We start from the raw sequence: 12,584 nt of genomic DNA, 5'->3' as shown, positions 1-12,584 counted from the left end.
TGGGGAACGCACCATGCCCATGGATTGAAGCTGTGGGTTTAAGTGCGGTGTGGGCTAATCTGGCTAACACGCTTTTGGGCGTGATATAAAGATAGTATGGGTGATGGTTTATCTGATGACAAAGAATGGATATGTGGGGGATGTCTTTCAGGCATTGCTTACGGCGTTGTCAGATCAGAATATGAAGAATGAATTGCGACACAACGAGAGCCTTACTGTTAAAGCGTTTTCAAGTCTGCTCTGATGCGCCATCATCTTCAAACTTGACAACGCCTGGCAAGCATTCAAGCCTGGATGTCTGTCATAGATTTAGAAATTTGGTATCAAGGGGGGAATTCTGGTTTTTTCCTATTTTGTCAAGACCTCGGTAGTTAGGGTATTTTCCGAAAAATAGGGCAGTTTTCAGGCTACCCTAACCAGAAAATTAATCGCCAAAATGGGAGATAATCGCGTCGGCAAATTCGGAACATTTCAGGGGAGGATTAACGGGGGGTTCCATCAGACGCGCTAAATCGTAGGTAACTTGTCGATTAGCGATCGCCGCCGCAATGCCTTTTTTAATCAAATCGGCCGCTTCTTGCCATCCCATGTATTCCAACATCATCACCCCGGAAAGAATCACCGAACCGGGGTTAATTCGGTCTAAACCGGCGTGTTTAGGGGCTGTGCCGTGGGTTGCCTCAAAAATAGCGCAAGTATCGCCAATATTCGCCCCGGGTCCCATCCCTAAACCACCGACGATCGCCGCTGCTGCGTCGGAGAGATAATCGCCATTCAGGTTCATAGTAGCGAGGATCGAGTATTCATCGGGACGGGTTTGGATCTGTTGGAAGATACTATCGGCAATGCGATCGTTAACCATAATTTTATCTTTCCATTGCCCATTGCCGTGGGTTTCCCAGATAGCATCGAGAACACTGGTCACTTCTTGGCAGATTTTGGCTTTTTTCTCGTCCGTAAGGGCATCATAACCCGGTTCTACCATGCGGGCGTTATCTTCGATGGTCAGATCAGGGTTTTTCTCCTTATTACTCAGGATCCATGATTCCATCTCGGTAACGCACACATCCCGGAATTCACTCTTAGCTAATTCATAACCCCAATCCCGGAACGCCCCTTCCGTATATTTCATAATGTTACCCTTGTGGACGAGAGTAACTTGATTTTTCGGTTTCGGTAAAGTCAGCGCTCGTTCGATCGCCCGGCGGACTAATCTTTGGGAACCCGTCTTACTAATCGGTTTGATCCCGATACCCGCATCGAGGGGAATTTGTTTTTTACCGTGTTCGGGAGTGGCGGGAATTAGTTCTGTATTGAGATAATTAATCAGTTTATCGGCGATTTCCGTGCCTTGTTTCCATTCGATGCCGAGATAGATATCCTCGGTATTTTCCCGATAGACGATGACATCGAGTTTTTCCGGGGTTTTATGGGGGGAAGGGGTTCCCGCATAGTAACGACAGGGACGAACACAGGCATAAAGGTCAAAAATTTGCCGCAAAGCCACATTCAGGGAACGAATGCCGCCACCGATGGGAGTGGTCAAGGGACCTTTGATGGCTATACCATATTCTTTAATCGCTGTCAAGGTATCTTGGGGTAGATATTGATAAGTCCCGTAGATTTCGCAAGCTTCATCACCAGCATAGACTTTAAACCAATGGATTTTCCTTTGACCACCGTAGGCTGTGGCGATCGCTGCATCGATAACTTTTGCGGTTGCGGGCCAGATATCGCCCCCCGTACCGTCACCGCGAATGAAGGGAATGATGGGATCGTCGGGAACTAGAGGTTTTCCGTCAGAAAAAGTAATTTTCGAGCCTGTTGTCGGTGGGGTAATTTTTTCGTAGCTGACAGTCATGGGCTTCCAGAAACAGTATTTATCTATACGTTGGCAGTCTAGCGCCGTCAATATCTATACTCAGGCATTTTGGCTAATTTCTTAAAGATTCCCTTACTGGCATCAACTTCGTACCTCACCATTAAGATAACTGCCATAGTTAAGACTCTTTTAAGCTGCCCGCGTATTTAGATTGCTTGTTGAGATGAGGCAAGAGACTTCGCAGGAATTTGATGACACTTTACCTAAAATTGGGCTTTTCTAGGTTCTGTGTGAGCATGGTATAATGGTGACACAGAACAGGAGGTGGGTTATGTGGATAAATTTTGATCAACTCCTCGATTTACCGAATGTAACAGGGGTCAATTATCAAAAAACTGCTCAGACAATTTTCTTAAAGCTCGCTCTTTTAAATGAAACAATTGAATGTCCGAATTGCCATCAAATATATATACTACAAGAGCCGAAACCCCTTATCCATTAATGGATACACTCATTAACTTTTCTTAATGTACCCGTGGAATGGTAGTCATGTATATAATACGAGTCTCAACTTAGTTGGGGTTTAACAACCTTTCTAGATTTTGTTCACAGTTCTCTTTATGGGAGAGCATATTTAATTTTTCAGAAAGATGTAAAGCTCGTTGCCAGTGATTAATAGCTGATTTAAGATCATGGGTTTTTTCTTCAAATTCGGCCAAAATAATTAAAGTCTCTAGTTCTACATATCGTTCTCCAATATCGAGGGCAATATCTAAAGCTTGATTAAGATATTGATAGGCTAGATCATCCTTTCGAGTGATACTATAAATTTCTCCTAATCCAGCGCAAGCATGGGCAACACCTGCCACATCTGAAATAGCTAAAGCTCTTTTCTTTTGTTGTTTAAAGTATTTTTCAGACTCCTGAAAATTTGCTTGTTGCCAATAAATTGCGGCTAAATTTCCCAAAGAAAAAATAATTCCTGCTTCATCGGTTATTTGCTCAGATAAATCAAGACTTCTTTGAGTATAATCGATAGCTGTATTCAAATCATTGATTCGCCGGTGTGCTTCTCCTAAATTTCGTAAAGCCGTTGCTTGATAAATAAGATTTTTAATTTTTTCTGCCCATTTTAAGTATTTTTCTAAACAAGGAATAGTCTGGTCAATTTTTCCCTGATAAACATAACAATTACCCAGATTTGAATGGGCAACATTAATAATCTCAAATTTTTCGTCACAATCGGGAATAATCTCGGCTAGATTTAAAACTTCATTCAGTCCTATTTCAGCGCTTAAATATTCCCCTTTTATTCCATCAATTGTGGCTATATTTCCTTTTCCTCTTGCTTTCCAAAGAGGATTATTTAATTGCTCGGCTAAGGATAAGAGTTTCTCCGCATAATTTTTTGCTTGGTCAAATTGTCCTAATTCTCGATACATATAACCGAGTTCACTTAAACAGATAAAATCGGTTTCATTGTCAAGATTTCCTAATAATTCTTTACACAGTTTTATGCCATCTTCATACCGTCCCCAGATGCGTAATTGTTTGTGCAAAGGTAAAGAAGTTGGATCATGAATTTCTAAGGGTAAAGAAAATAAAGATTTAGCTTCTTTGTACCAACCTAATCGACACAGACAGAGAAATGCTTCCACATAACGACTTGCCCGTTCTTGAATAGAGAGCTGCTGTCCCATTTTATCCTTAATATGGCGTTCATAACCAATTAAATGCCAGATAAATGCGCCAAAATGTGCTTTTTCAAAATGACTTCCTGTCGCCCCTAAAATTTCCCCTTTTTGTTTAACTTGAGCGAGTTCTCCAAAAACAGTAAAATCGATACTTGTGAGACGTTCTTTGACTCTTAATTGAGGAGATTGAAAATCATTCATGATTTGGGTTTCCTTCTTTTCTTTGGGTAGATACTAGATGCTTGAAAGCAACATTGCGAATTAAGCTGTGCTGTTTGATATGTGGTTCATATCCCGGTTGTTTTTGAGTTTCTACTAAATAACGGTTAAACAAGGTAAAAAGAGCTAGGTCTAAATCTTGTTCCTCGTATTCTGAAAATAATTGAAGATTTTCAAACCACGCATTTTTAAATTCAAAAGATGAATAAGTGGAGCAATAGATAAGCAATAAATAAGCAGTTTCAAAAGTTTTTTCAAGTCGCTCTATTGTTCTTTCGACTTCCTCCTCTAGCAGTTGTTTTCGTAATTGTTTGGTCATTAAGTTAACTTTGTAATAATCATCAGGATTGGCTTTTTGAGCTTCATCAATCATTTCTCTTAATCGTCGAAATCGGGATTTATTCTCGTCATAATAAGTGCTGATATCTCCATTCAGTCTATCAATAATATCACCGGAAATTAAGCGGATAGCGAGAGGATGTCCCTCATAAAGTTTTCCGATCTCTTTAAGGTAAGCAAGGTTACGTCCATGAAGAATTAATTCGACTTCTGCTTGTTGAAATAAACGTTCAAATAACTGTAAACTTTCCTGCTCTTCTAATCCCATTAATGGCTGAATATGCCAATATTGATCTTGACTAAAAGTTTCAAAATCTTCAGGCTTATCCTGCGAAGTTATCACAATTCGAGTCTGACAATTTTCGGCTTCTAATATCTTTTGAAAAAAGACTCGCCAGAGGGGGTCTTTAAATCGATTACTGCCATCTTGTTTTTCTCCTTGTAAAAGATTTTCCATTGAATCAAACCAAATCAATCGACGATTATTGCTCAGATGATTAACCAGTTGAGTTAATAATTGTTCTGGGTTTTTTGCTTGTTTTGCCGTAACAGGTTCATCGCCACGATTGAGTAAATCAATAGCTGTGCTGATAAAGTTTTGTGCTTCTGATTGCGACTGTTGATCCTCCCGTTGATTAAACCCATCAAAATCAATAGGCAGTTCAGGAGGAAACCCTTCTTGACACAAAGCTAAGGCCAATTTGTAGGCGAGGGCAGTTTTCCCAATACCTGTTATTCCTGTAATTACGACAATGCGACAATCGCCTCTTAGTTTTTCCAGTAAATCACTTTGAAGAGACTCTCGCCCCACCCAAATAGGCTCGATATCTTGAGTCAGTTTTTGCAAAAGATTATCTAGATCTGCGACTTTTGAAGGGTCGATGTTCAAAGCTCGACAAAAGGCGAAAAAACCTTCCGATTGAATGGTTTTACCCCTCAAAAAATGATCTAAAGTCTCTGGTGAGCAGTTGTCGGCGTAATAAGAGTAATAAGTGTGGGCTGGGTCATTTGAAATTTCCTCCCAATTCCCATCGGGTTTGGAAAATTGACTAGCCTCGGTGCATAAGTATTTTCTAGTCCAGCCTTCTTTTTGTTTTTGCGCCCATCGGGTTTTGACTTGCTCAAGTCCCGCTACGGAGAGTTTTAACTTCATTGCTCTCTATTCAATCTACATAAGTTTATTTCTCTATTGTTGATCAATTATCCCCAGAAATTCTCATTTTTTGAAAAACTTTCTCTCAAGGTGACTAAGTACATATCAGCTATTTGCTCAATTATAGGTATAGGAAGCCATTCAAGCTTTCTAATTCTTTCTAATTCCAGCTTCTTTTGCTTTTTGCGCCCAAAAATCATCGTTTTGCTTGCTTCTCCGTAGAAATCTAAGGATTTCTATCGCTTTACTCCCAATGAAGAGAGCCTCATTGCTCGTTGTCCTCTTCTTAAGGGTAGCAAAATGGCTATTTCTCAAATAATCAACCAAACCAATGGTAAACAGTTTATCTCATTATCATCTACATCGGTGCGGCTACTGTCGTCGGATGGAGTTGATGTCAATCACTTATTTAGCGGTCAAATACCAGAGCGTCACTATGAGCAACTTTCTTGTTGGCTTAATTTAAAACCAAACGAGGAAAAGGATTCAACGGCACAAACATTTGAAACGCTAAAGACCACAAATTACACACAAAAAGATCCGCTATTCACTTTAAGGACTGTCCGAAGAATGTTACAGGATAACGGTCTTCTCTTTGTCTATGATATATCCCAAACCCCTGATATTGAGCAATATGTGAAGATTCTGTTTTCTTGTGCTGGATTTATTGTATTAAATAACATTGGCAACTGCTGGATTCTTTGCAAAAGAGCCTTACTTTCTTTTGATGTGCCAAAGGTCAAAGGTTATCTGGTCAAGGAAGCGGAAACACCAGCAGAAATTGAATCCTATTTCTTATTTCTCAAGAATCGCTATCCTGAGTCACAAAATTATCGCAGAGAAATCGACGATTTATTTACTCACCAATCGGTTATTTTTCTAGCCTATCCTGAACAGAATCCCTCTCAGGTAATCGGTGTTGCACGTTATACCTATTCTCTGGCTGAATATGGCTACTATTTGCCTTGTCAACTGGCAACATTTTGTGAAGGAAAACACACAGGAAAGCATTTGATGTTACCCAAAAATGTAACAAGCATCGGAGAAAGTCTCTCTCTGTATGATGAAAAGGGAACTGGCAAAAAAGGAACAAGTTATCTTGTTTATCAGCAACTGATTCGAGCTATCTTGACTTACAAACATGATATTGCTCACACTGAAATTTCCTACACGACTTATCCAAAAGGGGACGAAACCATTGAAGCACTGTATAAAGAACGTTTTGGATTTAAGCACACTCTACACGATAATGAAAAAGTTTGCTTAAAATATGGAACATTTGCCGGTCAATGGTATCTCATTGAACTGGAGCAGTGGATGATTAAGCATCAGTACCACAACGCTGACCAGATTTTTCATAAACACAAGGAAGCGTTTGCGGTGTGAAGTCTAGCTGAATAGGTTTCCGATAAATACTAGATTTTGGGAACTTAAGGTAAATTACCCTGAAAATTGGCTATATCCTTAAGTGTCCCGAAGTCAATCTCAGCTTTAGATGTCATATTCCTTACTCTATAAGGGTTTGAGGCTATTTTAAAATTGATACCAGTTTGGGTAGATTCCCAAATTATTCTCAAGCTATACTGGCATACCAGATGCGGCCTGTTCAGCCGAAACTTAGAAATAAGGGGATGATTGGCTTTTGTCGAATAACCGATAGGTTAGAATTCGCACTTTACCTGAATAAATTGTATGGTTTTGGTGTATTATGTATCAACAACAAGTTCAACTTTTGGGAAATCCTTTAACGCTTAAAGTCAGCAATCCAGATGTTAATCAGTCCTGTAATATTATTGGAATTGATAACAATGGAGAAGGGAAATCTTTATACGTCTATAATGTCGTAGCGGATGCGTTAGAATCTAATAAACGCAATATTGAAGACTTAATCAAAGAATATGAAAGACGGACAAATATTGCTTTTAAAGTTTTGATTGCGCTATCCGATGGCGTTATTTGGGTACTAACCACTGTTATGAGTATCTTTACCTCTATCTTCGGAGGAGTTGGTGGTGCTGGAATTTATGGCATCATGTTTGTCTTAATTATCCTTGCTTTGTTGGCAATAGCATGGATTTACGCTTTAATGGTAATTCTACCTCTTATGGCAATTTCTTATGGTACTAGACTGTGGTTAGAACAAGTTTCTAAAAAAGCCATAGAACAATTAAGCAGAGACGCAAGAGAGGTGGCGCGTAAATCTTTAAAAGGAACTCAAGATTCCTTACAATTACCTGAAAATAATTCGTAATCTACCTCAAAAATTATCTTTTTTCTAAGCCAATAAGAGGGTTTAATGAACAGTTTCTGGCAAGACTTTTTTACCTTTCGGAAAATGGTTAGCATTACCATTATCAAGTTTCTCTATATCTTAGGCTTGTTTATGATTACCCTAGGAGGTTTAAGTGGACTATTTGTGGAACCTTTAGCAGGAATCGCTACTTTAATTATTGGTAATTTATTCTGGCGAATTTTCTGTGAATCATTGATTCTAGTTTTTAGTATTCACCAAGAATTAGTCAAGCTTAACAGTAAGTAATGTTTTCAGCAATTGACCATCTTGCGAATTGAAAATCATGAAAAAAATTAACTTCATTTTATCTATTTTGATCCTGAGTCAGCTAGGGTTTAGCTTACCACTTAAAGCTCAATCTCGCTGTCAAGCAACCATTAATTCTATTGTCAATGAAATAGAATCTAAAGGAGTTAGAAGGGTGATACTTACAAAAAGGACTGTAACTAATAGGAGAAATCCAACTAATAGAAAAGATGAAATTAGTTTCGTATTAAGCCCTTATAATGAAAGCTATACATCTCTTGATACAAGAAGTGATAGGATTGTTGATAACATCATGAGGTCTCCTGTTTTAATGAAAAGTTATGCCGATAGAATAGTTTCTAATTGTCAAGATATTGCCGTTGTAATGTTCGGGGCTGATCAGACAGATTGGGGAGCAGACTTTGCTATTCAATCTGATGGCAAAACTCGCCCACGAGATTGTATTCCTTCTGGTAGTAATTTAACTGCTAATTGGAATGAAATGTATTGTCATTAAGCTTCTAAAAGTCTTAATTAACCTCAAATATTTCTTTCATTAATTTAGCAAAAAATATGAAAATTACTCATTTATTTTTTATCACCTGTCTTGTCAGTTTAACCAGCTTAGTCTTACCAGTAAACGCTCAAACATGGCGTCGTCATCAAGAAAATAACTATCGTAATGTGGTAGCTATTGTTAAACCTCATCGGAGTGGATATTGTAGCAATCATTTTATTCGACAAGATGGCAGGGTTTATGACGCAAGGAAGGGGACTCGTGGAAGTTATTTAATTGTTGATCAAGTCGTCTCATTGACAGGTGTTATTAACACCAATAATAGAGGTGATAAAATTTGGCAAGTTTTCTATCAACCCTCACGCACAACCATGTGGTTACATGACTGTGATTTATCTATTCCTCAACTCGTTGATTAATTAACAATAACCCAGAGGTTTAAACATGAAAACAATTCAAAATTCAATTGCTCGTATGATTGCTAATAGAGAGCAAATTTGGCAACAATATGATCGGGCTGATTCTAATCGAAAAGACCTAAGTAAACGCTTTGCTAAATATTATAGTAATCCAAGTCAAGTTACGACTATTTCCCCTTTAACTTCTCAACAATTACCCCCGGCTGAAATTGAAGCTTGTCTGGATAAATTAGAAGAAACAGACCGTAAAATTAACCAAGAACAGTCTAACATAGAATCTCATAAAAATGAGATAGAGTCTTTAAAAATTAAAGCTCGTAACCTAATCATCGGGCTAATCATTGGGCTGAGTGTGGGGGGTTCTTTCTTGTTGTTCACTTTATTTATCTTTACTAACAATAACTCCTCTGATGACTCTAATTCTTCTCAACTGTATCAGTTAAATACTCAAAAAAATGTTTTAAAATTATCTAAACAAGGAGAATAATGCTTATGTTTTGGCAACAACAAATTGAAGGGTTAAACCAAAAAATTGAACAAAGTAGTCAACGCATAACCGACTATTTAGGGTTTTGTGCTTCTTTGTTCAATCATGGTAAATTAAACGGCGAACAATTACCTAATTATTTTGGAAAATTTCTCCAAGATAGCTATCTATCGACTCAATCTTATTTAGAACAGCAACCATTAGAAATAATAGGAAGTTGGCAAGATTATCGTTGGGAAAATTGGAACATTAACGATAATTTATTATCCTCATTAGAGCATACAGAATTAATTCGTATTGGTCAATTAGTTGAACAAAGATCGAGTAATAACACTTTTTGTGTTCCCGAATTTGCTCCCTTTATTGGTGGGAATAAAACTATTATTATTCGCTGTAGCAATAATACCCGTAATACGGGACTAGAATTACTGCAATCTCTTGTGATTCGTACCGCTATTTTACTTCCTTATCAAATACGTTATACCTTCTGTGATCCCGTTAATAATGGGGGTGCATTTTTAATGCGTCGTTCCCTTCCTGAGGCTTTGATTAGAGAAAATAGTGGCGAAGTTTATCGAGATTTATTAGAAGTAACTCAAGATATTCGTCGCGTCAAAGAAACCTATTTAGATCCTCAGTCTCCTGCCTTACATTTACTCCCCCCAGATATTCGAGTCAATGAAAGATTTGAGGGGATTTTTGTCGCAGATTTTCCTAAAAGATATGACCGTAGAGATATTGAAGAATTACAAAAAATTGGTAATAGTGGACCAGAAGCTGGAAGATATGTGTTTATTCACTATAATCAAGATATTGATCTCCCTAGAGATATTAATATGAGTGGGTTTGAAAATGCCTTTTATATTGATCTCAATAAACAGTCAAAGACAGCAACATCTTGTCAACTTCAATTTAAAGCGGATAGTATTCCCGACGCGGATTTACAAAAACAATTACTTGATAAAGTTAAACAAGCTAAACCCCCCGAACGAAAATTAGATTGGGATGATGTAGTAGGAATTGATCCGCAAAATTGGTGGAATTATAGTAGTGAAGAATGGATAACCACACCTATCGGTGGAAGAGGAAGTTCTGATCAATTAAATATTTGGTTTGGTAAAGATAGCGAAGGTCATCAATGCGCTCATGGTATGCTAGGAGCAATGACTGGATCAGGAAAATCTACCCTGTATCATGGGCTTATTTTAGGCTTGGCAACTCGTTATAGTCCCTCAGAATTAAGATTTTATCTCATTGATGGCAAATATGGCGTAGAATTAGCCCCCTATCGCAATTTGCCCCATACCGAAGTAGTTTCCTTACATTCCTCCCCTGAATTATCGCGTAGTGTTTTAACTGAATTAATCGCCGAAAAAGAACGACGTAACGCCTTATTTAAAAGATTAGGGGTGTCAGAATTGGCAGGTTATCGCCGCCTAGGACAACCAGAGGGCAAAATGCCCCGTATTCTTCTAATTATTGATGAATATCAGGAGTTATTTTTTAACGACAAAGAGGATACTGCTTCCAGTCAACTACTGATTTTAGCCCAACAGGGGCGGAGTGCGGGTATTCATATGTTACTCGCTTCCCAAAGGTTTGGGGCTGAAGGAATGCGGAATCAAACGGGAATTTTGGGTAATATTCACCTGAGAATGGGAATGCAGATGTCAAAAACAGAAATTCAAGCCCTGACAGAATTTGGAAAACGAGGAAAACAATTATTAATGACCTGTGATTTGCCTGGAAAAATTGTTATTAATGACCGTAGTGGCGATGATAACTCTAATTATTTTGGGAAAGTGGCATTTATCGAAAAATCTCGCCGAGATATGATCATTAACGCTTTATCTCAAAAAGCTGATCAACTCTCCCCAGAAGATTACACGGAAACAGTGGTCTTTGATGGAGATTCTCAGCCTAATTTAGCAGATAATCCTCAATTACGCCATATTTTAGATTACGGTAAATGGTTAACCTCAGAAGATTGGGAAAAAATCGCCCGTTTACCTTTCTACAAAGGAGGATTAGGCATTTCTGACTGGTTTAGTGCAGAATACCCGGTCTTAACATGGCTAGGACAAGAATTTAGTGTAAGGCAACAGGCAAGGCTGATATTACGCCGTCGTCCAAGTGAAAACGTTCTAGTTATCGGTGGAGACTATAATACAGCCCGTTATGGAATTCTATCGGCTATTTTGACCAGTCTTGCTATTAATGGCAATCTTCAACAAACTCGTTTTGTTGTGGTAGATCGCAGTGTATCTGGTACACAATGGCATTTAGCATTGGAAGAAGTATGTCAGATTATTCTAAAACCTTTGGGCTTTACGACGGCATTTAACCGCGAAAATAGAATTATTACGGCAATTTTGAACAATTTAATTCTTCAACTTGACGAAAGAAACCAACTCAGTGAAGCAGACTTGATGACTCAACCTTCTATTTTCGTCATCATGACGGAATTAGATAGAGTAGATGACTTAAGACGGAGCAATGAGCAGTCTTATAGCCCAGAAAGTCACTTAACTACTCAAATTAAGCGATTATTGAAGGAAGGACCGAGTAAAGGTATTCATCTCATCCTCAGTTTTTCAGGGATCAAAGCTTTCTCTAATGTCCTTGATATTCGGCGAAATTTAGCTTATTTTCGCCATAGAGTCGCTTTACAGATGTCAGAAGATGATTCTTTTACCTTTGTTAGTGATCGCCAAGCCTCACGCTTACAAGCAGATGGAGATGTTCCAATTAAAGCCCTTTATCGGGACATAGATAGCGATCGCACTACTCTTTTTAAACCTTATAGTACGGAATCTACCCCCGAATTTAAGCAACAAATAGAGAAAATTGCTAATAGTTTAATCAAAAGAGCTTAAAGCTTAATTTAACCATGGATGACTCATTTTTACAACTCAAACACTTTCAACAAACCCTCGAACAATTCCATGATCGCGTTCAATCGGCGTGGCGAGAAGTGGAAACCACCTATGAGGATCTTTCTCCCCATTGGCAAGACCAAAAACGACAAAAACATGACGAAATGTGGCTTGATTTGCAAGAAAAGACTAAGAATTATTATAGTCGCCAAATTCCCAGCTATAATGATTTTTTAAACCATAAATTACAAGTATTAGAGAGGTATTTAAACGGTGGATAATTCCCGAAAAACAGCCCTTTTAGCCTATCAAACTGCACTCAATCAATATTATTTGATTTTAAGCGAAGAATTGGAATTTCTCGATACGGCATGGCGATCGCTTGATGAAGTTTTTCAAGGATCAGTCGCCGAAGAATTTACAGGTTTTTGGACAAGAACCTTGGCAGAAATGGAAGATTCAAGGCTAGAAGTTCAGAAGATCCTCAATTTTCTCCAAGAAATCCCCGATAAATCTTAA

At 38.3% G+C, this 12,584-nt stretch carries 12 protein-coding genes and 1 pseudogene; 10 read left to right on the top strand and 3 right to left on the bottom strand.

Annotation, left to right across the window (positions count from 1 at the left end; translation table 11 throughout):
- Positions 1-424: 424 nt before the first annotated feature.
- Complete coding sequence (locus tag ACOCD9_RS01060) at positions 425-1,861, bottom strand: NADP-dependent isocitrate dehydrogenase (protein ID WP_287699752.1); 1,437 nt, start codon at positions 1,859-1,861, stop codon at positions 425-427.
- Positions 1,862-2,153: 292 nt separating this feature from the next.
- On the opposite strand from ACOCD9_RS01060, the pseudogene ACOCD9_RS01055 reads away from it, so the two are divergent.
- Positions 2,154-2,285: pseudogene (locus tag ACOCD9_RS01055) on the top strand (ISL3 family transposase); the annotation flags it as partial.
- Positions 2,286-2,394: 109 nt separating this feature from the next.
- Here the strand turns inward: ACOCD9_RS01055 and ACOCD9_RS01050 are convergent.
- Together ACOCD9_RS01050 and ACOCD9_RS01045 are read right to left on the bottom strand one after the other, a co-directional pair.
- Positions 2,395-3,717 carry a tetratricopeptide repeat protein gene (locus ACOCD9_RS01050; protein ID WP_287699753.1) on the bottom strand — a complete coding sequence of 441 codons (1,323 nt, stop codon included), beginning with the start codon at positions 3,715-3,717 and terminating at the stop codon, positions 2,395-2,397.
- Entirely contained in the window at positions 3,710-5,227 is a 1,518-nt protein-coding gene (locus tag ACOCD9_RS01045) for an ATP-binding protein (protein WP_419546170.1), read from the bottom strand. Before ACOCD9_RS01045 ends, ACOCD9_RS01050 begins: the two co-directional genes overlap by 8 nt.
- Before the next feature lie 300 nt (positions 5,228-5,527).
- On the opposite strand from ACOCD9_RS01045, the gene ACOCD9_RS01040 reads away from it, so the two are divergent.
- The 9 genes from ACOCD9_RS01040 to ACOCD9_RS01000 all read left to right on the top strand — a co-directional run bounded on the left by ACOCD9_RS01040 (position 5,528) and on the right by ACOCD9_RS01000 (position 12,584).
- Positions 5,528-6,613, top strand: a complete 1,086-nt coding sequence (locus ACOCD9_RS01040) for a hypothetical protein (protein ID WP_419546169.1) — start codon at positions 5,528-5,530, stop codon at positions 6,611-6,613.
- Between the two features lie 322 nt (positions 6,614-6,935).
- Positions 6,936-7,478 carry a hypothetical protein gene (locus ACOCD9_RS01035; RefSeq protein WP_159293588.1) on the top strand — a complete coding sequence of 181 codons (543 nt, stop codon included), beginning with the start codon at positions 6,936-6,938 and terminating at the stop codon, positions 7,476-7,478.
- 45 nt (positions 7,479-7,523) lie between these two features.
- Positions 7,524-7,766, top strand: coding sequence for a DUF4282 domain-containing protein (locus ACOCD9_RS01030; protein WP_069475656.1), 243 nt, complete (start codon positions 7,524-7,526; stop codon positions 7,764-7,766).
- Positions 7,767-7,803: 37 nt separating this feature from the next.
- The gene (locus tag ACOCD9_RS01025) at positions 7,804-8,283 is read left to right on the top strand and encodes a hypothetical protein (RefSeq protein WP_419546168.1); all 480 of its coding nucleotides are present in this window, start codon (positions 7,804-7,806) and stop codon (positions 8,281-8,283) included.
- Positions 8,284-8,339: 56 nt separating this feature from the next.
- Entirely contained in the window at positions 8,340-8,702 is a 363-nt protein-coding gene (locus tag ACOCD9_RS01020; RefSeq protein ID WP_002779156.1) for a hypothetical protein, read from the top strand.
- A gap of 25 nt (positions 8,703-8,727) precedes the next feature.
- Positions 8,728-9,189, top strand: a complete 462-nt coding sequence (locus ACOCD9_RS01015; RefSeq protein ID WP_046662091.1) for a hypothetical protein — start codon at positions 8,728-8,730, stop codon at positions 9,187-9,189.
- Positions 9,190-9,194: 5 nt separating this feature from the next.
- On the top strand, positions 9,195-12,065 hold the full coding sequence (locus tag ACOCD9_RS01010; protein ID WP_419546167.1) for an FtsK/SpoIIIE domain-containing protein: 2,871 nt from the start codon (positions 9,195-9,197) through the stop codon (positions 12,063-12,065).
- A 14-nt stretch (positions 12,066-12,079) separates the two neighbouring features.
- Entirely contained in the window at positions 12,080-12,346 is a 267-nt protein-coding gene (locus tag ACOCD9_RS01005) for a hypothetical protein (RefSeq protein ID WP_130757985.1), read from the top strand.
- Entirely contained in the window at positions 12,339-12,584 is a 246-nt protein-coding gene (locus ACOCD9_RS01000) for a hypothetical protein (protein ID WP_419546166.1), read from the top strand. Before ACOCD9_RS01005 ends, ACOCD9_RS01000 begins: the two co-directional genes overlap by 8 nt.

Source organism: Microcystis sp. (genome assembly GCF_048564745.1).
GTDB classification, from domain to species: Bacteria; Cyanobacteriota; Cyanobacteriia; order Cyanobacteriales; family Microcystaceae; genus Microcystis; species Microcystis ichthyoblabe_A.
Note: the sequence above shows the minus strand (reverse complement) of the source record. Positions and strands in the feature narration are given on the sequence as shown.

What these genes read in the sequence shown, in the direction of transcription:
- ACOCD9_RS01005 (WP_130757985.1), top strand. Translation starts at nt 12,080, where the DNA reads ATGGATGACTCATTTTTACAACTCAAACACTTTCAACAAACCCTCGAA.
- ACOCD9_RS01020 (WP_002779156.1), top strand. Translation starts at nt 8,340, where the DNA reads ATGAAAATTACTCATTTATTTTTTATCACCTGTCTTGTCAGTTTAACC.
- ACOCD9_RS01030 (WP_069475656.1), top strand. Translation starts at nt 7,524, where the DNA reads ATGAACAGTTTCTGGCAAGACTTTTTTACCTTTCGGAAAATGGTTAGC.
- ACOCD9_RS01060 (WP_287699752.1), bottom strand. Translation starts at nt 1,861, where the DNA reads ATGACTGTCAGCTACGAAAAAATTACCCCACCGACAACAGGCTCGAAA.
- ACOCD9_RS01045 (WP_419546170.1), bottom strand. Translation starts at nt 5,227, where the DNA reads ATGAAGTTAAAACTCTCCGTAGCGGGACTTGAGCAAGTCAAAACCCGA.
- ACOCD9_RS01015 (WP_046662091.1), top strand. Translation starts at nt 8,728, where the DNA reads ATGAAAACAATTCAAAATTCAATTGCTCGTATGATTGCTAATAGAGAG.
- ACOCD9_RS01025 (WP_419546168.1), top strand. Translation starts at nt 7,804, where the DNA reads ATGAAAAAAATTAACTTCATTTTATCTATTTTGATCCTGAGTCAGCTA.
- ACOCD9_RS01035 (WP_159293588.1), top strand. Translation starts at nt 6,936, where the DNA reads ATGTATCAACAACAAGTTCAACTTTTGGGAAATCCTTTAACGCTTAAA.
- ACOCD9_RS01010 (WP_419546167.1), top strand. Translation starts at nt 9,195, where the DNA reads ATGTTTTGGCAACAACAAATTGAAGGGTTAAACCAAAAAATTGAACAA.
- ACOCD9_RS01040 (WP_419546169.1), top strand. Translation starts at nt 5,528, where the DNA reads ATGGCTATTTCTCAAATAATCAACCAAACCAATGGTAAACAGTTTATC.
- ACOCD9_RS01050 (WP_287699753.1), bottom strand. Translation starts at nt 3,717, where the DNA reads ATGAATGATTTTCAATCTCCTCAATTAAGAGTCAAAGAACGTCTCACA.